The organism is Kribbella endophytica (assembly GCF_054781295.1).
Window position 1 is genome coordinate 311,420 of record NZ_BAAGUR010000005.1, and the last position, 22,127, is coordinate 333,546.

At 70.0% G+C, this 22,127-nt stretch carries 23 protein-coding genes; 10 read left to right on the forward strand and 13 right to left on the reverse strand.

Annotated elements, in window-relative coordinates; genetic code table 11:
• Nucleotides 1-150: 150 nt before the first annotated feature.
• Both ACYVIO_RS37440 and ACYVIO_RS37445 read left to right on the forward strand, forming a co-directional pair.
• Complete coding sequence (locus ACYVIO_RS37440) at nucleotides 151-918, forward strand: VOC family protein (protein WP_460655734.1); 768 nt, start codon at nucleotides 151-153, stop codon at nucleotides 916-918.
• On the forward strand, nucleotides 915-1,670 hold the full coding sequence (locus ACYVIO_RS37445) for an SDR family NAD(P)-dependent oxidoreductase (RefSeq protein WP_460655735.1): 756 nt from the start codon (nucleotides 915-917) through the stop codon (nucleotides 1,668-1,670). The genes ACYVIO_RS37440 and ACYVIO_RS37445 overlap by 4 nt, the downstream gene beginning before the upstream one ends.
• Here the strand turns inward: ACYVIO_RS37445 and ACYVIO_RS37450 are convergent.
• Nucleotides 1,656-2,552, reverse strand: a complete 897-nt coding sequence (locus ACYVIO_RS37450; protein WP_460655736.1) for a LysR family transcriptional regulator — start codon at nucleotides 2,550-2,552, stop codon at nucleotides 1,656-1,658. The two genes, ACYVIO_RS37445 and ACYVIO_RS37450, sit on opposite strands and share 15 nt — an antisense overlap.
• Before the next feature lie 52 nt (nucleotides 2,553-2,604).
• Here ACYVIO_RS37450 and ACYVIO_RS37455 point away from each other — a divergent pair, with 52 nt between their 5' ends.
• Nucleotides 2,605-3,702, forward strand: coding sequence for an FAD-dependent oxidoreductase (locus ACYVIO_RS37455; RefSeq protein ID WP_460655737.1), 1,098 nt, complete (start codon nucleotides 2,605-2,607; stop codon nucleotides 3,700-3,702).
• On the opposite strand, the gene ACYVIO_RS37460 is transcribed toward ACYVIO_RS37455, so the two are convergent.
• From ACYVIO_RS37460 to ACYVIO_RS37470, 3 genes are read right to left on the reverse strand one after another with little or no spacing between them, the layout of a single operon-like run.
• Nucleotides 3,647-4,852 carry an MFS transporter gene (locus tag ACYVIO_RS37460; protein ID WP_460655738.1) on the reverse strand — a complete coding sequence of 402 codons (1,206 nt, stop codon included), beginning with the start codon at nucleotides 4,850-4,852 and terminating at the stop codon, nucleotides 3,647-3,649. The two genes, ACYVIO_RS37455 and ACYVIO_RS37460, sit on opposite strands and share 56 nt — an antisense overlap.
• 54 nt (nucleotides 4,853-4,906) lie before the next feature.
• The gene (locus ACYVIO_RS37465) at nucleotides 4,907-5,962 is read right to left on the reverse strand and encodes an ArsR/SmtB family transcription factor (protein WP_460655739.1); all 1,056 of its coding nucleotides are present in this window, start codon (nucleotides 5,960-5,962) and stop codon (nucleotides 4,907-4,909) included.
• Nucleotides 5,963-5,965: 3 nt separating this feature from the next.
• Entirely contained in the window at nucleotides 5,966-6,439 is a 474-nt protein-coding gene (locus tag ACYVIO_RS37470; RefSeq protein ID WP_460655740.1) for a GyrI-like domain-containing protein, read from the reverse strand.
• 76 nt (nucleotides 6,440-6,515) lie between these two features.
• Between ACYVIO_RS37470 and ACYVIO_RS37475 the strand changes: the two genes are divergently transcribed.
• On the forward strand, nucleotides 6,516-7,808 hold the full coding sequence (locus tag ACYVIO_RS37475) for a glycoside hydrolase domain-containing protein (RefSeq protein ID WP_460655836.1): 1,293 nt from the start codon (nucleotides 6,516-6,518) through the stop codon (nucleotides 7,806-7,808).
• On the opposite strand, the gene ACYVIO_RS37480 is transcribed toward ACYVIO_RS37475, so the two are convergent.
• A complete protein-coding gene (locus tag ACYVIO_RS37480) occupies nucleotides 7,805-10,660 on the reverse strand; it encodes a DEAD/DEAH box helicase (protein ID WP_460655741.1) in 2,856 nt (951 codons plus the stop codon). The two genes, ACYVIO_RS37475 and ACYVIO_RS37480, sit on opposite strands and share 4 nt — an antisense overlap.
• A 51-nt stretch (nucleotides 10,661-10,711) precedes the next feature.
• A complete protein-coding gene (locus ACYVIO_RS37485; RefSeq protein WP_460655742.1) occupies nucleotides 10,712-11,590 on the reverse strand; it encodes an alpha/beta hydrolase in 879 nt (292 codons plus the stop codon).
• Between the two features lie 96 nt (nucleotides 11,591-11,686).
• Between ACYVIO_RS37485 and ACYVIO_RS37490 the strand changes: the two genes are divergently transcribed.
• On the forward strand, nucleotides 11,687-12,139 hold the full coding sequence (locus tag ACYVIO_RS37490) for a MarR family winged helix-turn-helix transcriptional regulator (RefSeq protein WP_460655743.1): 453 nt from the start codon (nucleotides 11,687-11,689) through the stop codon (nucleotides 12,137-12,139).
• A 59-nt stretch (nucleotides 12,140-12,198) separates the two neighbouring features.
• On the opposite strand, the gene ACYVIO_RS37495 is transcribed toward ACYVIO_RS37490, so the two are convergent.
• The 5 genes from ACYVIO_RS37495 to ACYVIO_RS37515 form a co-directional block, all read right to left on the reverse strand.
• On the reverse strand, nucleotides 12,199-13,056 hold the full coding sequence (locus ACYVIO_RS37495; RefSeq protein WP_460655744.1) for a chitosanase: 858 nt from the start codon (nucleotides 13,054-13,056) through the stop codon (nucleotides 12,199-12,201).
• Nucleotides 13,057-13,164: 108 nt separating this feature from the next.
• Entirely contained in the window at nucleotides 13,165-14,037 is an 873-nt protein-coding gene (locus ACYVIO_RS37500; protein ID WP_460655745.1) for a diacylglycerol/lipid kinase family protein, read from the reverse strand.
• Entirely contained in the window at nucleotides 14,037-14,798 is a 762-nt protein-coding gene (tatC, locus tag ACYVIO_RS37505) for a twin-arginine translocase subunit TatC (RefSeq protein WP_460655746.1), read from the reverse strand. The genes ACYVIO_RS37500 and tatC overlap by 1 nt, the downstream gene beginning before the upstream one ends.
• Nucleotides 14,799-14,874: 76 nt before the next feature.
• On the reverse strand, nucleotides 14,875-15,171 hold the full coding sequence (locus tag ACYVIO_RS37510) for a twin-arginine translocase TatA/TatE family subunit (RefSeq protein ID WP_460655747.1): 297 nt from the start codon (nucleotides 15,169-15,171) through the stop codon (nucleotides 14,875-14,877).
• Nucleotides 15,172-15,224: 53 nt separating this feature from the next.
• Entirely contained in the window at nucleotides 15,225-15,413 is a 189-nt protein-coding gene (locus ACYVIO_RS37515; protein WP_460655748.1) for a hypothetical protein, read from the reverse strand.
• A 115-nt stretch (nucleotides 15,414-15,528) separates the two neighbouring features.
• Between ACYVIO_RS37515 and ACYVIO_RS37520 the strand changes: the two genes are divergently transcribed.
• The 3 genes from ACYVIO_RS37520 to ACYVIO_RS37530 all read left to right on the forward strand — a co-directional run bounded on the left by ACYVIO_RS37520 (nucleotide 15,529) and on the right by ACYVIO_RS37530 (nucleotide 18,506).
• Nucleotides 15,529-16,722, forward strand: a complete 1,194-nt coding sequence (locus ACYVIO_RS37520; RefSeq protein ID WP_460655749.1) for a winged helix DNA-binding domain-containing protein — start codon at nucleotides 15,529-15,531, stop codon at nucleotides 16,720-16,722.
• 7 nt (nucleotides 16,723-16,729) lie between these two features.
• Complete coding sequence (locus ACYVIO_RS37525; RefSeq protein ID WP_460655750.1) at nucleotides 16,730-18,001, forward strand: RNA polymerase subunit sigma-70; 1,272 nt, start codon at nucleotides 16,730-16,732, stop codon at nucleotides 17,999-18,001.
• A gap of 76 nt (nucleotides 18,002-18,077) precedes the next feature.
• Entirely contained in the window at nucleotides 18,078-18,506 is a 429-nt protein-coding gene (locus ACYVIO_RS37530) for a VOC family protein (RefSeq protein WP_460655751.1), read from the forward strand.
• Here ACYVIO_RS37530 and ACYVIO_RS37535 read toward each other — a convergent pair.
• Both ACYVIO_RS37535 and ACYVIO_RS37540 read right to left on the reverse strand, forming a co-directional pair.
• Nucleotides 18,503-19,480, reverse strand: coding sequence for a helix-turn-helix transcriptional regulator (locus tag ACYVIO_RS37535; RefSeq protein WP_460655752.1), 978 nt, complete (start codon nucleotides 19,478-19,480; stop codon nucleotides 18,503-18,505). The genes ACYVIO_RS37530 and ACYVIO_RS37535 overlap by 4 nt on opposite strands.
• A complete protein-coding gene (locus tag ACYVIO_RS37540; RefSeq protein WP_460655753.1) occupies nucleotides 19,477-20,436 on the reverse strand; it encodes a helix-turn-helix transcriptional regulator in 960 nt (319 codons plus the stop codon). Before ACYVIO_RS37540 ends, ACYVIO_RS37535 begins: the two co-directional genes overlap by 4 nt.
• A 102-nt stretch (nucleotides 20,437-20,538) precedes the next feature.
• Between ACYVIO_RS37540 and ACYVIO_RS37545 the strand changes: the two genes are divergently transcribed.
• Both ACYVIO_RS37545 and ACYVIO_RS37550 read left to right on the forward strand, forming a co-directional pair.
• On the forward strand, nucleotides 20,539-21,639 hold the full coding sequence (locus ACYVIO_RS37545) for a DUF3866 family protein (RefSeq protein ID WP_460655754.1): 1,101 nt from the start codon (nucleotides 20,539-20,541) through the stop codon (nucleotides 21,637-21,639).
• Between the two features lie 31 nt (nucleotides 21,640-21,670).
• Nucleotides 21,671-22,123, forward strand: coding sequence for a hypothetical protein (locus ACYVIO_RS37550; protein WP_460655755.1), 453 nt, complete (start codon nucleotides 21,671-21,673; stop codon nucleotides 22,121-22,123).
• The last annotated feature ends 4 nt before the right edge of the window (nucleotides 22,124-22,127 follow it).

Below are 22,127 nucleotides of genomic sequence, written 5' to 3' on the forward strand. Positions count from 1 at the left end.
ATGCCCTCACGATCGGTCGTCTGTGAACGCTCACGGATTTCTGTGAGCGATCACAGAATTGGGCGATCAGTCGCTGCTGTCAAGGCTCTGGCGCGAGATCGCATCGCTCGGGGGCAGACATTCTGTGAGCGGTCACGGTAGGGTCCGGACATGCTCAACGGACTGCGCCGGGTCGAGCTCGGCTGCCGTGATCTCGAACGGTCACAGGCGTTCTACGAAGGGTTGCTGGGGTTCTCCCCCACCGGGCCGGTGCGCGACGGCCGGTTGACGGTCGGCCGCGGCACCGTACTGCTCGACCTGGTGGAGGTCGATGCTGACGGCAACCAGGGAGGCTGGCGCAACGAGGATCTGCAGGGTGGGATCCGGCACCTCGGGTTCAAGGTGGGGGCGGTGGACGCGGAGATCTCCCGGCTGGAGGCGGCCGGGGTGACGGTGCTGTCGCAACCGGCCGACGTACTCGGGGACGTGCGGATCGCGTTCTTCCTGGATCCGGACGGGGCGCGGCTGGAGTTCATCCAGGGCAATCTGAGCTACCAGCAGATCGGCTCGGCCGCGCTCGCCGAGGCCGAGGCTCGGCAGACGCCCGACGCCACGCCGCGGTTCGACCACGTCGCGGTGACGGTGTCGGACCTGGACGCCGCGCTGGCGTTCTGGCGGGACCGGTTCGGGTTCGAGGTGATCGGGGACATCCGGCACCACGGGGATCCGCGCGGCTTCCTGATGACGTACCTGCAGGCGGGTGACGCGGTGCTCGAGGTGTTCAGCTTCGACGTACCGACCGAGCCCAACGACCTGAGCGCCGCCGGTCCCGCCGTCCTGGGACCGCGGCAGCTCGAACTGCTGATTGACTCCGCGCCGGGTGGGCAACATCTGGTCGCACCCGACGGTGTTCCGGTTCTGCTGGGAGGACAGCGATGACTCGCATCTTGGTGACAGGCTCGAACGACGGGATCGGCGCGGAGATCGCGGCCGAGCTGTCGCGGCAGGGGCACGACGTGATCCGGCACGCGCGGAACGCGGAACGGGCTGCCGGCCTGGACGGCGAGGTCGTGCTCGGTGATCTCGCGTCGCTGGAGTCGACGCGGGACATGGCGGCCGCCGTACGGGAGCTTGGTGCGCCGGAAGTTGTCGTGCACAACGCGGGGACGGGGACCGACGAGACGACGCGGCCGGTGACGGGCGACGGGCTGGAGCGGCTGTTCCAGATCAACGCGCTCGCGCCGCTGCTGCTGACCGCGCTACTGCCGGTGCCGCGGCGGTCGGTGTTCGTCAGCTCGGACTCGATCGTGCGCGGCAACATCCGGCTCGACGACCTGCAGCACGCCGAGAGCTGGACCGGCGATTCGGCGTACGCGGACTCGAAGCTGGTGATGGCGGCGCTCGCCTTCGCGCTGGCGCGGAAGTGGCCTGGGTCGCTGATCAACGCCGTGCATCCGGGATGGGTGTCGACGAAGATGAGCGGGTACGCCGCGCCGCTGACGGTTGCCGAGGGCGCCGATACGCCGGTGTGGCTGGCGGTGTCGGAGGAGCCGGAGGCGTTGGTCTCGGGGCGATTCTTCCAGAAGCGGGCTGTGGTTGAGCTCAACCAGCAGGCTTATGACGAGGACGTGCAGGACAAGTTGCTGGCGCAGTGCTTGGAACTCGCAGGAGTGTCTTTACCGAAGGCTTGAGATCGGTGGGTCGATCGCGGTGACTGTCTCGATCACCGCGGTCAGGGCCGGTGTGCGGGGTCTGTCGCGGTGGAGGAACAGGGCGACCTGGCGCTCTACGCCGGCGTCGTGGATGGGGACCAGACGGACGCCGTCCAGGTTCGCGGTCGTCACGGCCAGGGCATTGGTGACACCGGTGCCGAGGCCGTGGCGGACCAGCGACAGCAGCGTCTGCGGCTGGTTCGTCCGGTAGACGCTGGCCGGGCTCAGCCCGGCGGAGGCGAAGGCCAGGTGGGACTCGAACTGGCGCCCGCCAGAGGCCTCGCCGATGGAGATCAACGGCAGCGCGGCCAGGTCCGCGAGACCGACCGACAGCTGCGCCGCCAACGGATGGTTGGCAGCGAACACGGCAACGAGCGGCTCACGCCACAGCACCCGGTGCTCCAACGACTCCGACGCCACGAGCGGATGCACCGGCCGGATCGCGAGATCGATCTCGCCCTGCACCAGTGCGCGTTCCAGCTCGATGCTCGGCCCCTCGACGAGCAGCAGACGAACGTCCTTCACCCGTACGGCGACCTGCGGGAACAGCCACGCGGCCGCGCTCGGGTACGTCCCGAACCGGACCTGCCCCTGTACGGTCGCCAGCTCACCCAGCCGATGCAGGATCTCCTCGGCCGCAGGCAGCAACGCACGCCCCTCAGGCGTCAGCGCGACCGGGTGCGCCGACCGGTCGAACAGCTGCACGCCGAGCGCCTTCTCCAGCTCCGCGACGTGCTCGCTGATCCGCGATTGCCCGCGGAACACCGCCTTCGCGGCCGCCGAGAACCCGCCGTACCGGGCGACGGCCACGAAGCTGACGACCCAGTCCAGCCGGTAGCCGTACGCCGAGGTGAGGTCCATGTCCCTGAGGTTATCCGGGAAGAGTCTCCTAGAACCGGGCGTTGTGGTGGTTGTGGATACCCAAGTCGTGGTGATCGGAGCCGGCCAGGCCGGGCTGTCGGCGGCGTACCACCTGGTCCGGATGGGCTTCACGCCGTACGACGAAGTGCTGGTGCTCGACCGCAACGACGCCCCCGGCGGCGCCTGGCAGCACCGCTGGGACTCGCTGACCATGGACGACGTGCACGGCATCGCGAACCTGCCCGGCGCGGACGTGCCGCCGGCGATCGGCGCCGAGCGGGCGAACGTGTTCGTGCCGCGCTACTACGCGGACTACGAGCACCGCTTCGAGCTGCCGGTGGTGCGGCCGGTGGTCGTCGAGAGCGTGCGATCCGTCGACGGGCGATTCTCGTTGGCAACGGACGGAGACACCTACACGGCCGACGCGATCGTGAACGCGACCGGGACCTGGAACCGGCCGTTCATCCCGTGGTACCCAGGCATCGAGTCCTTCAAGGGACGGCAGCTGCACACCTCGGACTACAACGGCGCCGAGGAGTTCGCCGGGCAGCACGTGCTGGTCGTCGGCGGCGGCGCTTCCGCCGTACAGCTGCTGGCGGAGATCTCCGAGGTCGCGTCGACGACCTGGGTGACGCGGCGGGAGCCGGTGTGGCGGACCGACGAGGAGTTCGGGCCGGAGCTCGGGCGGAAGATCATCGCGAAGGTCGAGGAGCGAGTGCGGGCCGGCCTGCCGCCGAAGAGCGTGGTGAGCGTGACCGGGCTGCAATTGCGGCAGCAGGAGCAGGCGGCGTACCAGCGTGGGGTCTACACGCGGCTGCCGATGTTCTCGCGGGTCACACCCGACGGCGTGGTGTGGGCGGACGGGCGGGAGGAGAAGGTCGACGCGATCCTCTGGGCGACGGGCTTCCGGGCCGACCTAGCGCACCTGTCGCCGCTGCACCTGCGCGAACCGTCCGGCGGGATCCGCATGGACGGTACGCACACCGTGCTGGATCCGCGCATCCACCTGGTCGGATACGGGCCGTCGGCCAGCACCATCGGCGGCAACCGCGCCGGCTTCCAGGCGGCCCGCGAGCTCCGCGACCTGCTGCACCCTAAACAGGTACCAGAGGTTGCCACTGCCGGTGCCGCCGGACGGCCACCGGAATGAAGGCACCGGCCAGCAAGAAGATGGTGGCTGTAAGCAACCATCCTGGCCAGCCCCAACTCACCGCAACGACCGTGAGGACCACCGGCGCGACCAGGTCGCCGACCTGCGTCCCCATCGCGTAGGCCCCTTGGTACTGGCCCTGCCCACCCGGCGGCGCCAGCTCGAAGCTGATCCCCCAGCCACCGGCCGACTGCAGCATCTCCCCCAGCACGTGCACCAGCGCGGCCGCGATCAGCAAGGCGATGGTCACCCAGCCCGACGTGATGTCGGTGAGCGCAAGTACCCCGCAGGCCACCGCCAGCAGCAGGCCTGCTCGCCGACCAGCTCGTGCCGCACCGGCCAGCTGCTCGGTCCCCCGCGCGACCCGGAGCTGCAGCAGGATCACCGACGCCGCGTTCACCACCAGCAGCACCGAGATCACCCAGGTCGGCGCGTCCGTTGCCGTCGCCACCCAGAGCGGGATCGCGACCTGCGCCATCGCGTTGTGCATGCTGAGCAGGCCGTCCAGCGCCACGAAGGCCAGGAACGGCCGGTCCTTCAGCGCGGTCAGCGCGGACGGCCCGGCGGTGGACGGCACCGGCGCGACCCGGGTCATCCCCCACTGCACGAGCCCGGCCGTCACGACGTACGTCGCCGCGTTGGCGAACAGCGCGACCAGGTACACCTCGCGCTGATCGACCGCCAGCACGATGCCGGCCAGCGCCATCCCGACGCCCATCCCGATGTTGGTGGTGACCCGCAGCAGCGCCCGCGTCCGGACCCGCTGGTCGGAGGGGACCAGTCCAGCGATCAGCGCACCCTTCGCACCGCGCTGACCGGAGTCAGCGATCGCGGTGACTCCGACGACGGCGACGAACAGCCCGAACGACCGGACCTGAGTCAGTGCGGTCATCGTGACGGCCTGCAGCAGCAGGAAGCCGACGTACGCGCGGTTCGGGCCGAGACGGTCGGCGACGATGCCCAGCGGCGTACTGGCGACCAGCCCGACCAGTCCGGCGATGGTCAGGCCGAGTCCGACCTCGTGGACGGACAGTCCGGCGGCGCGGGTCAGGTAGAGCGCGCCGACGGCGGCGTACACGCCGTTGCCGAAGGTGTTGACCAGCGTGGCGATCACCAGCCGGCGGACCTCGGGCGGGAGGGAAGCAGTCATAGCAGCCAGCCAACAGCTCCAGCCGGCAAGAGGGGGTTGGATTGACGGGATCCGTCAACGCATGACGAGGTCCAGCAGATCTGTGCCGAGGGCACGCATCACCTGTTCGTCCAGCCGGTACGCGACGAACCGGCCTTGCCGCTCGGCCGTCACCAGGCCCGCACGGGTCAGTGCTCGCAGGTGCCGGGTGACCTGGGTGGAGTTGAGTCCCCAGAGCGCAGCGATCTCTCCGGCGGTCCGCGGCTCGCTGGCCACCGCACGGCAGATCTGCAGCCGGTCCGGCGCGGCCAGCGCCTCCAGCCTGGCCCGGACGACCTGTGCAGCCGGTACGCCGGTCCGCTTGGCCTGGGCTGGGTAGATGACGGTCAGCGGCTCGCCGGGCACCTCGCCGAGGAACACGTGCGGGGCGATGTAGTTGCTAGGAACTAGCAGCAGGGATCTGCTGGCCAGGTCGATCCGCTTGTTCTGCACCTTCTGTACGACGACGTTGTCCGTGTCCCTCGGGTGCACTGCGCCGTCCAGCGACCTAAGCATCGCGGCCACACCGTCCCGGGCAGCCAGGTCCCGGTCCTGCCGGCCGCGAGCGGCCAGCTGGTCGCGTGACTCGGTCCAGAGCTCGCCGAACCACTCGTGCCAGCAGGAGTCGAGCAGAGCTAGGAAGCGCTCGACCGGCTCGGCCGGGTCGGTCAGCAGGGACTCCACCAGCGTCTCGACCGCCCGGCCGCGGCTGCGGGCCCACCGGCGTACGGCGTCGGTGTCGGTGGTGCGGGAGCTCAGCGGGCGGCCGCGGAGAGGGCGGACCAGCTCAGCGGCCAGGTCTTCCGGCGTACGGGCTCGTAGTGCGTCCAGCTCGTCCTGCCAGCTGGGCAGGCCGGTTGCGGAGCTGGTAGCGAAGAAACGGGCGCGGACAGCGCGGACCGTCCACGTCCAGGCGGCCAGCTCCTTGCGCAGCGCCTTGCTCAGCTGGATGCCGTCGGCCCACTCGGTGCGGTCGTGGTGGCGTGGCTCGGCCAGGACGTGCAGGGCGCAGCCGAGCTCGATCAGGGGTGAGGCGACGTGCCTGATGCGGTCCGGGTCCAGCTTGGTGAGGCCGGCCAGAACAGTCGGCACTCCTTAGCCTCGCAGGCGGAAGAGCAGCTCGGTCTCCCACTGGTCCATGTCCGGGACCTCGATCGGGTCGGACTTGTAGACCTCGAGCCGGGCACCCCAGTGGTCACCGTCGGCGTCCCACTCCAGCCCCTCCTTCTCGGCCCAGGCCAGCAGGTCACCCGTCGCCTGGTAGAGCCCGTCCGGGTGCCCGTGGTGCGTGTGACTCACGTACCGCCCCGCCGGAAGCACTCCGGTGACGATCTCGCCCTCACCGGTGTGCCGCTCCTCGACCGGGATGCCGATCTCCATCACCAGCCCGTTCTCCATGTCGACCACGTCGTACTTGAAGAACAGGTCGTCGACCGGCGTGACGCCCCGCGCGGCCAGCCACCCGAACACCTCTCCCCCACGCCGGGCGAAGGTCCCGATCTCGTCCATCCGCACCTTGGCCCTGATGGCGACGTACGGCTGCTCGTCCCGCTCCACGATCTCCGGCATGCTCCACATCCTGCCTCAGAGAAGCCATTGCTGTCTGGAGGTTTCGGGCGTGTACTGCAGGTGGGAGGGGTTGACAGTGTGGCGGCTCAAGGTGTGGTTGGCGGCTGGGGCGCTGGTGGTGGGGACGGCCGGTACGGCGGGAGCTGAACCGGCTACAGGGGTGGCTTATCCGGCGGGGGCGACCTCGACGCGGGTGAACGGGTGGGCGTTCGACACCTGTACGGCGCCGACGGTGGCGCAGATGGCGGCGTGGAAGGCCTCGTCGCCGTACCAGGCGGTGGGGATCTACATCGGCGGCGGCAACCGCAGCTGTGCGCAGCCGCAGCTGACGGCGTCGTGGGTGAGCACGGTGACCAAGCAGGGCTGGCGGTTGATCCCGATCTACCTGGGGTGGCAGGCGACCTGCACGCATCGGACGACGGCGTTGAAGATGTCGGCCTCGACGGCCACTGCCGCCGCGCAAGCGAAGGGGTCTGCGTCGGATGCGGTGACGAAGGCGCGGGCGCTCGGGCTGATCGGCGGGAGCGCGATCTACGGGGACATGGAGCACTACGACCTCGGCAACGCGAGCTGCCGGGCCGCCGTACTGAGTTACCTGTCGGCGTGGACGAAGGAGCTGCACCGGCACGGGTACCTGTCGGCGGTGTACGCGCACCAGGACAGCGGCGCACGGCATCTCGCGGAGGTCTACAACAGCACGGCCTATGCGCGACCGGACGCGCTGTGGATCGCGCGCTGGGACAAGAAGACAGCACTGACAGGTTGGCCGCTGATCTCCAACGCCTATTGGGCTTCCGGCCAGCGCGCCAAGCAGTACTGGGGCGATCACAACGAGACGTACGGCGGCGTGACGCTCAACATCGACGCCGACCGCTTCGACGCACCGGTCGCGTCGGTCGGCTTCGCCTACTCCGCGACCACCGCGCTGAGCGCACGCAGCGGACCGTCGACGAGCCACCCGGTCGTCGCGACGTACGGCGCGGGCGCAGCGCTCCGCGTCGTCTGCCAGACCTACGGCACCAAGGTCGGAACCACGACCGTCTGGAACAAGCTGACCTCAGGCGCCTACGTCACCGACTACTACGTCAGCACCCCGTCGAACACGACCTACTCGTACCCGGTCCCCGGCTGCACCCATCCGTACCAGACGACCACGTCGCTCAGCAGACGCAGCGGCCCTGGTACGTCGTACGGCGTGGTCGGCACACTGCCCAGCGGCTCGCTGGCCTGGGTCACCTGCCAACGCGCCGGCAGCAAAGTCGGTACGACGGCAGTGTGGGACCGGCTCACCGACGGCAGCTACGTCACCGACTACTACATAGCCACCGCCAGCAACACGACGTACTCGGCACCGATCAGGCGCTGTTAGGGCTCGTCGACCACCGACGCGTAGGAGATGACGCCGCGGCGGATCTGGTCCGTCACCGCACGCGCCGTCTTGCGCAGCGGCGTCGGGCCGGCCGCGTCGGCGACCTGCTCGGTGAGGTCGATCAGCTGCTTCACCCAGCGCACGAAGTCGCCCGCTGCCAGGTCCGACTCGTACAGGACCTCGGCCAGCGACGCTCCCGAGGCCCATCGGTACGCCGCCCAGCAGAACCCGAGATCCATCGAGCGCAGGAAGTCGACGCGCATGTCCCGCTCCAGCGCCGACAGGTCGCGCCAGATCGAACCCATCTTCTCGATCGCGTCCCGCACCTCGCCGCGCGGCAGCCGCGGCGACGACGGCTCGTCCTTCGAGCGCGACTCGTACACCAGCGCGGCCAGCGCCGACGCGAGCTCCGGCACGTCCAGGTCGTCGAACACGCCCTGGCGCAGGCACTCGGCCGCGACCAGGTCGAGCTCGGCGTAGATCCGGGACAGTCGGTCTCCGGCCTCGGTGGTCTTGTCGCCGTCCAGGTAGTGCAGCGCGTCGAGCACCTGGCAGACCCGGTCGAACTGGCGGGCGATCGTGTTCGTCCGCTGCTCGATCTTGCGCTGGACGTCGCGGTTCTCCCGGTCGAGCCGGAAGTAGCGCTCGGCCCAGCGGGCATGGTCCTCGCGGTCGGAGCAGCCGTGGCACGGGTGCGCGCGCAGCTGCGCCCGCATCTCCTGCAGCTCCGGGTCGTCGGCGTGCGTGATCACGTCGCCGGCCCTGCTCCGATACGACGGCGGGCCTTCCTCGCCGTGCATGTCGGTCCGGTTGCGCAGCACCTGCGCGAGCTCACGACGCTGCTGCGGGTTGCGCGCGTTGAACTTCTTCGGCACCCGCAACGTCCCGATCGACTCGACCGGCGTCGGGAAGTCGACCATCGACAGCTTGCGCACCTGCCGGTCCAGCGTCAGCACGGTCGGCCGCGGCCCCTCGCGCTCCGAGCGCATGCCCGGGTCGATCACCAGCGCCCAGCCCGCGCTCCGGCCGGCCGGGATCCGGATGATGTCGCCCATCCGCAGCTTCTCGACCGACTCCTGCGCCTCGACGCGGCGGTCGAGCTTGCGCCGCTTCGAACCGGACGACTCGCGCTCACCGATCCGGCGCCGCAGGTCGGCGTACTCGAGGAAGTCGCCGAGGTGGCAGTCGATCGACTCCTTGTAGCCCTCCAGCGCCTCGGTGTTGCGCTGCACCTGCCGGGCCAGCCCGACCACGGCCTGGTCGGACTGGAACTGCGCGAACGACAGCTCCAGCATGTCCCGCGCGCGCGACCGCCCGACCTGGCGGACCAGGTTCACCGCCATGTTGTACGACGGGGAGAACGACGACCGCAGCGGATACGTCCGCGTCGACGCCAGGCCGGCGACGGCCCGCGGGTCGAACCCCGGCTGCCAGAGCACGACCGCGTGCCCCTCGACGTCGATCCCGCGCCGCCCGGCCCGGCCGGTCAGCTGCGTGTACTCGCCGGGGGTGATGTCGACGTGCGCCTCGCCGTTCCACTTGCTGAGCTTCTCCAGCACCACCGTGCGGGCCGGCATGTTGATGCCCAGGGCAAGCGTCTCGGTGGCGAACACGACCTTGATCAGGCCGCGCGCGAACAGCTCCTCGACGACCTCCTTGAACGCCGCCAGCATGCCCGCGTGGTGCGCCGCGATGCCGCGGCTGAGCGCCTCGGCGAAGTCGTGGTACCCGAGCACGCCGAGGTCCTCGTCGGGCAGGTCGACGGTCCGCTCGGCCAGCACCCGCTTGATCTCGTCGCGCTCGCTCGGCTTGGTCAGCCGCAGCCCGGACCGCAGGCACTGCAGCATCGCGTCCTCGCAGCCCTTGCGGGAGAAGATGAAGTAGATCGCCGGCAGCAGCGCGCCCGCGTCCAGCTCCTCGACCACGTCCGACCGGTACGGCGTGAAGTGCGACTTGGCCGGTCGGCCCTTCGGCAGATCCCGGCGGCGCCGCGGCTTGCGCGAGTCGTCGCGGAAGACCCGGTTGTCGTCGCGGGCGATCCGGACCAGCTGCGGGTTGACCAGGTCGCGCAGGTCCGGCGCCCCGCTCTTACCCGCGGCCTTCGCCGGGTTGCCGGACTTGGACGGCCGCCCCGCCGACGGGCCGAACTGGGCCTGCGCCGCACCGGCGGTCGGCGTCTCTCCCGCGAACAGGTCGTGCAGCCGCTTGCCGACCATCACGTGCTGGAACAGCGGAACGGGCCGCTTCTCCTCCAGGACGACGACCGTGTTCCCACGGACCGTCTCCAGCCAGTCGCCGAACTCCTCGGCGTTGCTCACCGTCGCCGACAGCGACACCACCGCGACCGAGTCCGGCAGGTGGATGATCACTTCCTCCCAGACCGCGCCGCGGGACCGGTCGGCGAGGTAGTGCACCTCGTCCATCACGACGTACGACAGGCCGAGCAGGGTCTGCGACGCGGCGTACAGCATGTTGCGCAGCACCTCGGTCGTCATCACGACGATCGGGGCCTCGGAGTTGATCGAGTTGTCGCCGGTCAGCAGGCCCACGTTGTCCTGGCCGTAACGGCGGACCAGGTCGGCGTACTTCTGGTTGCTCAGTGCCTTGATCGGGGTGGTGTAGAAGCACTTCTGCCCGCGCTGCAGCGCCAGGTGCACGGCGAACTCGCCGACCAGCGTCTTGCCGGACCCGGTCGGCGCCGCGACCAGCACCTGGTGCCCGTCCTCGAGCGCTGCACAGGCGCGCAGCTGGAACTCGTCCAGCCGGAAGTCGTACAGCGACCGGAACTCCTTCACGGCCGGGTGCTCCTGGTCCGAGCGGAAACTGGCGTACTTCTCGGACGGAGTGCTCATAGGCCCCAATCTATGCGAAGGCACCCCCAGAACCACGCCCTCCCCGACCGGTCAGTCAGCGAGTCGGCGGGTGACGAACGCGGCAGCCCGCTCCAGCGCCTCGTCGGCCTCACTCATCATGCCGACGAAGTACTGGAACACGTGCGGCGCTCCGGCGACCACGTCCAGGCTGACGTCGACCTCGCTCTCGGCGGCGTGGACGGCCAGCCGCAGGGAGTCGTCCAGCAGGACCTCGGCGGAGCCGACCTGGACCAGCAGCGGCGGCAGGCCGGTCAGGTCCGCGAAGAGCGGGCTGGCCAGTTCGTCGCGCGGATCCTGGGCTCCGACGTACCAGTCGGCGGACTCCTTCATGTGCGCGCGGGTGAACAACGGATCGAACTCACCGCGTGAGTCCATGCTGCCGCCGCTCAGCGAGACGTCGGTCCAGGGCGAGTAGAGAACAGCCGCCACGGGCAGCGGCAGCCCGGCCCTGCGCGCGGCGACGAGCAGCGCGAGCGCGAGTCCACCGCCCGCCGAATCGCCTGCGAGCACAACCTTCTGGCCCGTCGCCAGCAGTTCCTTGTACGCCGCCAAGGCATCGTCGACCGCAGCCGGGAACGGGTCCTCCGGAGCGAGCCGGTAGTCCAGCGACACAGCCGGTACGCCGGTACTGCGCGCAAGCGGCGCCGCAAGGTTGGCCCCGGTCCGCGCCGAACCGATCGAGTAGCCGCCCCCGTGCAGATAAAGGATGACGCCGTCCCGGTCGGCGCCTTCGACCGCGACGTCCACCGCGGGCCGACCGCCCAGCGTCCGCGGTCGCAGCGTGACGTCGTCCCCCAACGGGCGCTCGGCGAACAGCTCGTCGAAACCTTCCCGCTGCTGGGCCGGCGTCAGCCCGAGGTCACCCTTGCTGATCATCCCGCGGGCCAGCTCACGTTCTTGCCTGCTCATCGTGGGTCACTCCTGTTGCTCGCAGTGGATTCCGGCGGTTATGGTCTCCACAACTACATTCCCAGGAATCTAATTCCCATGAATCAGGATGAACCTGTGACGGATCTCACGGCCTTGTTCTCGGACCTGGTCCGGCTGGAGACGCGGCTCTACAACGCGCTCGACGCGCGACTGAAGGCCGAGCACGATCTCCCGCTCGGCCAGTTCGAGTTCCTGCGCTTCATCGCCGGCCGGACGACGACCCGGGTCTACGACCTGGCCCACGAGATGGCCATCACGGTCGGCGCCACCAGCAAGGGGGTCGACCGCCTCGAAGCGGCCGGCCGCTGCCGCCGTACGGCCAATCCTGACGACCGCCGCTCCTCGCTGGTCGAGATCACGCCCGCCGGATCGGCGATCCTCGCCGCGGCGACGCCTACGGTCGAGGCCGAGCTCGGGACCTGGCTCGGCGCGGCCCTTCCCGCCGATGCTCTTGAAGGACTGGCCACCACAATGGCGGCCCTGCGACAGCGGGCCGAGTCGGACCGGCGTACAGACCGTACGGCGTAGTACGCGAAAGCCTCCGCGCCGCCGGGACAGTTCGCGGCGCGGAGGCTCTGTGCGGAAGATCAGCCGATGTGGAAGCTGTCGCCGTACACCTTCCAGTCGAGCGGGGTGTTGAGGTTGAGGTTGCCGTTGCGCAGGAACACCCGCTGGGCCGTGTCGACCCGGCTGGTGTCGCTGTGCGCCTCCTCCTGCTTCATCGCCCACACGCGGGCGTCGAGGAAGGCGTTCAGCCAGGTGGTCTCGTTGCCGCCCTGCGCCGGCGGCTTGGCCTTGGTCAGCGCGCGCTTGCGGATGTTGCGGAAGCTGGTCGAGTCGCCGCCGTCGCCGTGCATCACGATGGCGTCGTAGTACATGAACTGACCGAGGACGCCGACCTGGTCGGCCTTGCCCTGGTTGACCGACGGATTGAAGTAGACCCGGTCGCGCTCGCTGTCCTGCGCGGCCTTGAAGACCGAGTCGTTCGCGGCGGTCTTCCAGTCCCTGGTGTAGTTCGGGTCGAGGCCGGCGTGGGAGTCGCTGCCGTCCACGTTGCGCAGCGCCGGCAGGTACTTCTCCAGCACGTTGCCCGGCTTGCGCTGCTTGTAGAGCTCGACCAGGTCCAGCATGTCGCCGGTCCCGGAGCAGAACCCGATGATGCCGGCCGTGTAGCCGCGGCCGTCGTCGATGTCCTCGATGTACTTGTACTGCGCCTTCCAGTCCAGCGAGGAGTTCTCCGCGCTGGAGACGATCTTCATCGCGATTTCCTTCTTCGCCGGGTCGTCCAGCCCGACGGCGCTCGGGGCGTGGACCCGGTCCTGGTACTGCGTGCCGCTGATCGCCGACTGCGGCTGGAACGGCGACGCGAACGCCGTGGCCGGGGCGGCGGCCACGGCGAGGCCGAGCAGAAGGGCGGTGAGCTGCTTCTTGGGGCGGTTGAGCACGATCTCTCCTCTGAGGGGCGTCGAGAGGTATCTGTTAGGAAGCTTTCCTATCAGACAAACCCCTGTGACGAACAGAGATCGACCCAAGTCTTTCCGTGACTGATGGATTCAGGCGTACACGGTGAGCGCGCCCGGCGCGATACCGATGTCGAGCGGCAGCGGGCCGAGGATCTCGCCGTCGCCGTACGCCGTGACCGTCGGCGACTCCAGCCGGACCTCGCGGCCGCGCAGCGTGTGCACCGCCGGGTGCCCGAGGTGGGTGCCCTTCGACAGCTTCGGGAACATCTGCAGCAGGGTCAGCCGCGACACCGGCTTGATGATCGTGACGTCGAGCAGCCCGTCGTCGATCTCGGCGCCGGAGCAGATCTGCAGCCCACCGCCGTACGTCGGGCCGGTGCCGACCGCGACCAGCATCGCGTCGGTCTCGAGCCGGTCGCCGTCCACCGTCACGACGTACGAGAGCGGCTTGAAGGTCCGCAGTTCGGCCAGCGTCGCGACCGTGTAGCGGGCGTTGCCCTTCGGCCAGGTCATCGCGTTGGCCCGCTTGTTCACCAGGGAGTCGAAGCCGCCGGCCACGACGGTGGTGATGTACTCCCCCGCCGCGACGCCGAGGTCGATCTCGCGAGTCTTGCCCACGACGATCAGGTCGGCGGCTGCCACCGGGTCCTTCAGCGGTACGCCGAGGCCGCGGGCGAAGTCGTTGCCGGTGCCGGCCGGGATCACGCCGAACGGCATGCCCGACTTGGCCAGCACCTGCGCGCCGAGGTGCAGCGTGCCGTCACCGCCGACCAGTGCGACGCCGTCCGCCCCGGAGGCGATCACCTCGGCCGAGATCCGGCCGACGTCCTCCGCACACGTCGTCTCGTACAGGTCGACGGTCAGCCCGCCGTGTTCCAGCCGCTGCCGGACGACCGGAGCCACCCGCGCACCCAGGCCGCGGCCGCTGGTGGGGTTGACCACCAGCGCGATCTTGCGACCCATCAGTCGGCCAGCAGTGCTTCGGCCTTGCGGGCCTTCCGCTTGTCGAGGATCCGGGCGATGATCTCGGCGCCGAAGAACAGCGCGCACATCGGAATCGCCAGGAACATCAGCGAGAACGGGTCACCCGACGGCGTCGCGACCGCGCCGAAGATGAAGATCGCCAAGATGATGTACGGCCGGAACTTGGCCAGCGCCTTGGCGGGCACGATGCCGACGATGTTCAGCAGCACGACGACCAGCGGCAGCAGGAACGCGATCCCGAAGACCAGCATCGTGCGCAGCACGAAGTCCAGGTACTCCGGCAGGGTGATCAGGTTCTGCGCGAAGTCCGGCGTGAAGCCGATCAGGATCTCGATGCCCTTCGGCAGCGTCCAGTAGGCCACCGCCAGGCCGGCCACGAACAGCGGCGTCGCGATCCCGGCGAACAGGAACGCCCAGCGCCGCTCGGAGCGGTGCAGGCCGGGAGCGATGAACGCCCACAGCTCGTACAGCCACACCGGCGCGGCCAGGATCAGGCCGAAGACCAGCGAGATCTTGATCTGGAAGGTGAACGGCGAGGTCACGTTGTTGAACGTGAGCTCGGGCCGCTTGCCACCGTTGTTGTCCGCGAGCAGCTGCCGCACACCGTTGTTGAACGGCCTGACCAGGAAGTCCAGCGCCTGGTCGTAGAAGACGTACCCGACGATCGTCAGCACCACGATCGCGAGCACCGAGATGAGCAGGCGGTTGCGCAGCTCGGCGATGTGCTCGCGCAGGGTCATCCGACCCTCTTCGTCCTTCGGACGTTCTTCCTTACGCCGTCCGAACCTCACCATCGTCACAGGTGGTGCGCGGGAATCAGTTGGCCGTGTGCGTCGGCGGAATGCCGTCGCCCGGGGCCTGACCGTTCGCCTGGTTCTGCTGCGGCTGGGCCTGCTGGACCGGCGGCTGCACCGGCTGGGCCGGCGGCGGAGCGGTCTCGGTCAGCTCGGCATCCTTCTTCTTGCCGGGGCCGACCTCTTCTTCCCAGATCTTCTTCGACTTGCCGAGCTGCTTGACCAGGGCCGGCAACTTGGCCGAACCGAACAGCAGCACGACGATCGCGAGGATGACGAGCCACTCTGCGCCCTGGGGCATACCGAGAAGCGGGGGCATGAGGATCTCCCTTTCACGACTAACTGATGGCTCAACGTGAGACTGGGCCGATACTACGCCCGGGACCGCGCAGACTCCCGGGCCCTGTCCGGACCTGGCCTCTGCGCGGCGTCGAGCTTGGACTGGGCGGCGGCCAACTCCCGTGTGAGCGCCTTGGTCTTGCCCCACAGCTTCTTCGCGAGCAGGGCGAGGACCAGGAGCCACACCGCCACGACCGCGAGAAAGAGCAGGAACCAGAACATGTACCGACCTTATCCGGTTCGGAGCCACCGCCCACGCGGATGGGTGTTCGTCGCGGGCAACGGTGTCGGAACGTGATGGTAAGAATTGGTGTCCGGCAAGGGATCGAGGGGGCCTGTGGTGCTGCGGATCGGGATCGAGGAACGGCGGGTCAGACTGGGGCGCCGGCACCGGCTGGCGACGTCCACCCAGGCGGCTGACCCGGTGCAGGCGGCCGCTTCGGTCGTCGTACTGCACGCGACCGACCCCGCGACGGTCCATCTGTCGGTCGCCGCGCGAGTGCCGGGCAGTGATGTCGCGCTCACAGAGCGTGCGCTGTACGACGAGCGCACGCTGATCCGGATGCTCGGGATGCGGCGGACGGTCTTCGTCGTACCGACGTCGTTCGCGCCGGTCGTCCAGGCGGCGGCCAGCGACGAGATCGCGGTGAAGCAGCGGCGGTTGCTGGTGAAGCACCTGGTCGAGGCCGGGATCGCGGGTGAGGCCGAGGCAGCCGGGCAGTGGTTGCGGGCGGTCGAGGAGTCGACGGCGACCGCGCTCAGCCTGCGCGGCTCGGCCACGGCGCAGGAGCTCGCCCAGGACGAGCCCCGGCTGCGCAGCCGCCTGGCGATGGCTCCGGGCAAGTCGTACGCGGCCCAGCCGTACGTCACCAGCCGCGTGCTCTTCCAGCTCGCCGCCGAAGGCCGCATCGTCCGCGGCCGCCCGCTCGGCACGTGGCTGAGCAGCCAGCACCAGTGGTCGCCCGCGGAAAACTGGCTCGCGGGTGGTCTCGCCGGTGACCTGTCCGCCGACGAAGCCCGTACGACGCTCGCCCGCGCCTACCTGGAGTCCTTCGGCCCAGCCACCCTCGCCGACCTGCAGTGGTGGACCGGCTGGACCCTGGGCCAGTCCCGCAAGGCCCTGGTCGCCGTAGAAGCCGTCGAGGTCGACCTGGACGGCGGCCCCGGCTACGTCCTCCCCGGCGACGAGGCCCCCGAGGTGGGCGTCGAGCCCTGGGTCGCCTTCCTCCCCGCCCTCGACCCCACCCCCATGGGCTGGAAGGACCGCGCCTGGTACCTCGGCGACCACAAAGCCCGCCTGTTCGACACCACCGGCAACATCGGGCCCACCATCTGGGCCGATGGCCGCATCGTCGGCGCCTGGGGCCAACCCGAGTCCGGCGAGGTCCGCTACCAACTCCTGGAAGACGTCGGCACCGAAACCCAGGCTGCCATCGAGGCCCACGCCACCCGCTGGACCACCTGGCTGGCCGGTGTCCGCATCACCCCGCGCTTCCGGACTCCACTAGAGCGCATCCTCAGTCAGGGATGAGGCCTTCATGAACTGTCAGGTCTGCGGCAACCCGATCGCCGCCAGCGGCGGGCCGGGGCGTTCGGCGTCGTACTGCTCCCAGGCCTGCCGGCAGCGCGCGTACCGCGAGCGGCGAGCACCCGGGCGGCCGGTGCAGGAGCTGATCTCCGACATCGCCGAACGCGCCGGGCGGTTGCGGCCGACTCCGGCGGAGGCATTGCTCGCCGACGTGGAGGCGCTGTCGACCCGGTTCACCCAGCTGCGGCGGCTGGCCCGGCAGGCCCGGGCGGATAACGTCACGCCGGAGGTTGTGACGAAACCCGGCGAGGACACCTTCACCGAGCTGATCGAGCAGCACCGGGCCGAGCTGCGGGCGCACTGCTACCGCCTGCTCGGTTCGTACGACGAAGCCGAGGACCTCACCCAGGAGACCTTCCTGCGCGCCTGGCGCTCGGCCGACTCCTTCGGCGAGCTCGACAACGCGCGGGCGTGGCTCTACAAGATCGCCACCAACGCTTGCCTCGACTTCCTGCGCAAGCTGAACCGGCAGCCGACGACGTACGCGCCGATCCCGGGCATCGACTCCGGCGACAGCCCGCCACCGCCGAGGATCGCTTGGCTGCAGCCCTACCCAGACGACCAGCTGCCCGAGCGCCCGGCTCCGGGGCACGCGCCGGACGAGCAGGCCGTGGCCGGCGAGACGCTCGAGCTGGTGTTCCTCACCGCGATCCAGCACCTGCCTACCCGTCAACGCGCCGCGGTCATCCTGCGCGACGTCGCCGGGTGGTCGGCGCAGGAGACGGCGGAGCTGCTCGGATCGAGTCTCGCGTCGGCCAACAGCGCCGTACAGCGTGGTCGGGCTGCGCTGCGAGAGGCGCTGCCGGAGCATCGTGAGGACTGGTCGGTCGTGGAGCCGACGGCCGAGGACCGCGCGCTGCTGCAGCGGTACATGGATGCGGCGGTGACCGCCGACATCGACGCGATGATCGAGCTGGTCCGTGCGGACGCCGTCCTGACGATGCCGCCGAACCCGTTCTGGTTCACCTCCCGTGACGCGCTCTTCGGCTTCGTCCGGCCCAATCTGGATCCGGAGTCGCCGCGCTTCGCCGGGCACTGGCGTCACCTCCCGCTGCGCGCCAACGGCCAGCTGGCCGTCGCCGGGTACCTCCAGCAGCCGGGCACGACCGTCTACCGGGCCCAACTGCTGGACGTCCTGCGCCTCGAGGGCGGCCTGATCGCTCAGATCACCACGTTCGAGCCCCACCTCTTCCAGGCGTTCGGACTTCCGATGACGCTGTGACCGATGAGTTTTCGCCGCCGGTACGTCGTACTGAAGGACGGGCGCACCGCGCGCCCCCTCTGCTAGGAGCACTCCGATGGACTGGACCCTGGAAGTCGTGATCGTCCCCGTCTCCGACCTCGACGCCGCGATCGCCTTCTACCGCGACCAGGTGGGCTTCCACCTGGACCACGACACCGTCAACGAGCACATGCACGTCGCCCAGCTGACCCCCGAGGGCTCCGGCTGCTCGATCGTCCTCGGCAGCCTGCCCGCGCAGAACGAGATGGCCCCCGGCTCGCTGCGCGGCCTCCAGCTCTGCGTCGCCGACGCCGAGGCCGCCCGCGCCGAACTGGTCGCCCGCGGCGTCGACTGCTCCGACATCACCAGCTTCTCCCCCGAGGACGGCGGCACCTTCTTCGGCTTCGCCGACCCCGACGGCAACACCTGGGCCGTCCAGCAACTCAAGGTGCGCGGCGAGAAGCCCCTCATCCCGCTCGAAGCCCGAGGCCGCTTCGGCGCCTAAAGCTGGTCGTCGTACGCCGACAGCGCCTCGCGGGCGGTGTTGGCGATCTGGGCGCCGAGATCTGCGGGCTCCAACACTGTGGCAGAGCCGCCGAGCCGAAGCACCAGGCGTTGGAGCCACGAGGTGTCGGCGACGCGGAGCTGGATGATGAGGGAACCGTCGGGCCCCTCCTCGACCGACTCCGTCGGGTAGTACTCGGCGACCCAGCGGGCAGGCGGCGCCAGCGAGACCGTCGCCAGGAGGTCGCACTCCGACGGCTGGAACATGCCGTTGGAGAGGTCTCGCGGCGTCGCCTCGGGCGGCGGCTCGCTGGGGAGGTCGAGCAGCTTGACGGCGGCGATGCGGTCGAGGCGGAAGAGGCGGACGTCCTCGGCCAGTCGGCACCAGGCTTCGAGATACGTGCGGCCTTCGGAGACGACCAGGCGCATCGGGTCCACGTCGCGTTCGGTGGTCTCGTCGCGGGACGGTACGTCGTACGTGAGGTGCAGGCGGCGCTTGCCGGCCAGGCCTCGGTTCACGGTCTCGGCGATCTCCGGCGCGGCGGGCTCGACGTGGACGTGCGCGGCGGCGCCCTCGACCGCGGCAGCGCCCGCACCGGCGGCAGTCTCCAGCTTGGCGATCGCCCGGTCGACGGCGTCGCGGTCCGGACCGGCGGTGACCTCGCGAAGCGTCCGCAGCGCGGTCAGCAGCGCCAGCGCCTCATCCGCGGCCAGGCGCAACGGCCGAGCCAGGTAGTCGGCGTTGTTCAGGTGGATGACACCTTCGCCCTCGGCGGCGTCGATGTCGATCTCGATCAGGTCGCCCATCTGCGCACCCGGCAGCCCGCAGAACCACAGCACCTTCAGGTCCGCGATGATCTGCTTAGGCCGTACGCCGAAGTCCGCCGCGACGTCGTCGACGCGCGCCCCGTCGTTCTCCCGCAGGTACGGCACCAGGGCGAGCAACCGCTGCACCTGGTCACGCGCGTTGCTCATCCGACCCCCGCCACCGTTCGCAGCCGCCGCAGTACGCCGTCCAGCACGTCGCCCGGACCCTCGACCACGGCATCCGGCCCGTACGACGCGATCTCCTCGGCCAGCACCCCGGAGTCGGCGTACGGGACGTGCAGCAGGTCCCAGCCCTCCTCGTACGGCTCGATCGCGTTCGCCCGCCGACGCAGGCTGACGCACGAACCCGTCCGCGCCCGCACCTTCGCTTCCGACGTCGGTCGCGGCGGCGCCAGCTCGGAGACGAGCGAGCGCAGATCCGTCCCCTCCGGCACCGTGAACGCACCGGCCGGGCCGACGGTCTTCACGTTCCCGCCGATCCGCGACATCCGGAACATCCGCGTCGCCTCGCGGTCGCGGTCCCGTCCGACGACGTACCAGCGACCGTGCCACGACACGATGCCCCACGGCTCGAGCGTCCGCAGCGTCGCCTCGGACGCACCCGAACGCCGGTGCTCGAAGCGGACCGCCGTACGGCTGACGACCGCGGACCACAGCGGGTCGAAGGCCGGCTCGGACGCGCCGACGTGCGGCTCGATCGCGCTCAGCGCGGACTGGTCGGTCTGGATCCCGGCGGCCTTCAGCTTCAGCACCGCGGAGGTGGTCGCCTCGGCCAGGCTGGCGTGCTGCCAGACGCGCGCGGCGACACCCAGTACGGCGGCCTCGTCCGGCTCGAGGTGCACCTCGGGCAGCTCGAAGACGTCGCGGCGGATCCGGTAGCCGACGTCGTCGGAGAAGAACTTGTCGATGGTGCCCATCTCGATCGGGATGCCGAGATCGCGCAGCTCGTCCTTGTCGCGCTCGAACATCTTCTCGAAGGCGTCGTCGGTCTGCCCGGCGTACCCCTCGACGACCTCGCGGATCCGCTCCTTGGTCACGTACGTGCGCGCGACCAGCAGGCAGATCACCAGGTTGAGCAGCCGCTCACTCTTCCGCGCCGACACCCGACCACCTTACGGGGTCAGGAGGCCGAATCACGTACTGCACGCCGAACAGACGTTCGAGGAACCTATGGACCTATTGCAAGAGGTTCTAGGGTGTCGGCTGTGATCCGTTGGCGTGAAGGTGTGGTGACCGAGCTCGAGCGTGCGTGGACCGGCGCGCAGGAGCTGAGAGTAAGCGTCGGGCAGCAGACAGTTAAGGCTCTGGCCTATCCAGACCTCGTCGGCCAGCCTGCGGAGGGCGACCGCGTGCTGCTCAACGTCGGCGCGCTCGACCGCGGTCTCGGCACCGGCGGCTATGCGCTCGTCGTAGCGATCCCCGACCGCCTGCCCGCCGATCCGCCCGAGAGCGGCCACCTCGTCAAGGCCCGCTACACCCCGCTCCAGGCGATGGTCCTCGGCGCGGACGAGCAGGACTCCCCCGATCACGACGTCCTGCGCGACGCCGACGACCTGTTCGGTACGCCGGTCGTCGTGGCCGACCTGCACTCCGCACTGCCCGCCGTACTGGCCGGCGTCTACGAGATGCGCCCGACCACCCGCGTCGTCTACGTGATGACCGACGGCGGCGCCCTCCCGCTCGCCTTCTCGCGCACGGTCGCATCCCTGCGCGACAGCGGCTGGCTCGCCGGGACGGTGACCGTCGGCCAGGCGTACGGCGGCGACCGCGAGGCCGTCACCGTCCACACCGGCCTGCTCACGGCGGTTCACGTCCTCGCCGCCGAGCTCGTCGTCATCACCCAAGGCCCGGGCAACCTCGGCACCGGGACGCGCTGGGGCTTCTCCGGCGTGCAGTCGGGCGAGGCCGTCAACGCGGTCGGCACGCTCGGCGGCCGCGCCGTCGCGTCGCTGCGGATCTCCGAGGCCGACCCGCGCCCGCGGCACCGCGGGATCTCCCACCACAGCCTCACGGCGTACGGGCGGGTGGCGCTGCAGCCCGCGGACGTCGTCGTACCGGATCTCGAGGGCGACTTCGGCGACGCCGTCCGGGATGCCGCCGAGCCGCTGAAGGCGCGGCACCGCGTCGTACGGGTCGGTGTCGAGGGCCTGTACGACGCACTGCAGGCGGCGCCGGTCAAGCTGTCGACGATGGGCCGGGACCTGGACGGCGACCGCGCGTACTTCGAGGCGGCGGCCGCGTCGGGGCGGCACGCGGCGCGGCTGGTGGACGTACCACCACCGGCTTCGGGGACCCAGTACTCCTGATCTCGGCGCCGTTCAGGCGGACCCTCGAAGTATGGAAAGTACTCGTGTCGCCGTCCGCACCTCACCGCTGACCGCACGCGCCGCGACCGGCGCCTGGTTCCTGGCCGTCGGCGCCGGCGTCGCCGAGTCGATCCTCGGCCTGACCCTCGCGATCCACGACGGCGCTCCCGCGCTCGGCCTGGTCGCCCAGGTCGCCTTGCGCACAATTCTGTACGGCGGCCTGTTCGTCGTCATCGACCGCTACTTCCGCTACGGCGTTCCGTGGTCCCGCTGGGTGCTCGCCAGTCTGCTCGGCACGATCGGCATGGCCAGTCTCCTGATCGGCCCGATCACCTGGCTGACCGACCACTCGCTCGGCGACCTCTCCCCCACGGCCCTGTTCGCCGTCGAGGCTGCCTTCAGAACCGCCCACGTCCTCGCGGTGGTCACAGCCCTCGCGCTCACCTTCCACCGCGACACGAGCAAGTGGTTCCGCCGGGCATGACGAA

Bases quoted from the DNA above. Each gene is read 5' to 3' on its own strand.
- ACYVIO_RS37440 (WP_460655734.1), top strand. From the start codon at position 151: ATGCTCAACGGACTGCGCCGGGTCGAGCTCGGCTGCCGTGATCTCGAA.
- ACYVIO_RS37530 (WP_460655751.1), top strand. From the start codon at position 18,078: ATGGACTGGACCCTGGAAGTCGTGATCGTCCCCGTCTCCGACCTCGAC.
- ACYVIO_RS37445 (WP_460655735.1), top strand. From the start codon at position 915: ATGACTCGCATCTTGGTGACAGGCTCGAACGACGGGATCGGCGCGGAG.
- ACYVIO_RS37550 (WP_460655755.1), top strand. From the start codon at position 21,671: ATGGAAAGTACTCGTGTCGCCGTCCGCACCTCACCGCTGACCGCACGC.
- ACYVIO_RS37485 (WP_460655742.1), bottom strand. From the start codon at position 11,590: ATGAGCAGGCAAGAACGTGAGCTGGCCCGCGGGATGATCAGCAAGGGT.
- ACYVIO_RS37535 (WP_460655752.1), bottom strand. From the start codon at position 19,480: ATGAGCAACGCGCGTGACCAGGTGCAGCGGTTGCTCGCCCTGGTGCCG.
- ACYVIO_RS37500 (WP_460655745.1), bottom strand. From the start codon at position 14,037: ATGGGTCGCAAGATCGCGCTGGTGGTCAACCCCACCAGCGGCCGCGGC.
- tatC (WP_460655746.1), bottom strand. From the start codon at position 14,798: ATGACCCTGCGCGAGCACATCGCCGAGCTGCGCAACCGCCTGCTCATC.
- ACYVIO_RS37525 (WP_460655750.1), top strand. From the start codon at position 16,730: ATGAACTGTCAGGTCTGCGGCAACCCGATCGCCGCCAGCGGCGGGCCG.
- ACYVIO_RS37460 (WP_460655738.1), bottom strand. From the start codon at position 4,852: ATGACTGCTTCCCTCCCGCCCGAGGTCCGCCGGCTGGTGATCGCCACG.
- ACYVIO_RS37515 (WP_460655748.1), bottom strand. From the start codon at position 15,413: ATGTTCTGGTTCCTGCTCTTTCTCGCGGTCGTGGCGGTGTGGCTCCTG.
- ACYVIO_RS37480 (WP_460655741.1), bottom strand. From the start codon at position 10,660: ATGAGCACTCCGTCCGAGAAGTACGCCAGTTTCCGCTCGGACCAGGAG.
- ACYVIO_RS37510 (WP_460655747.1), bottom strand. From the start codon at position 15,171: ATGCCCCCGCTTCTCGGTATGCCCCAGGGCGCAGAGTGGCTCGTCATC.
- ACYVIO_RS37470 (WP_460655740.1), bottom strand. From the start codon at position 6,439: ATGCCGGAGATCGTGGAGCGGGACGAGCAGCCGTACGTCGCCATCAGG.
- ACYVIO_RS37450 (WP_460655736.1), bottom strand. From the start codon at position 2,552: ATGGACCTCACCTCGGCGTACGGCTACCGGCTGGACTGGGTCGTCAGC.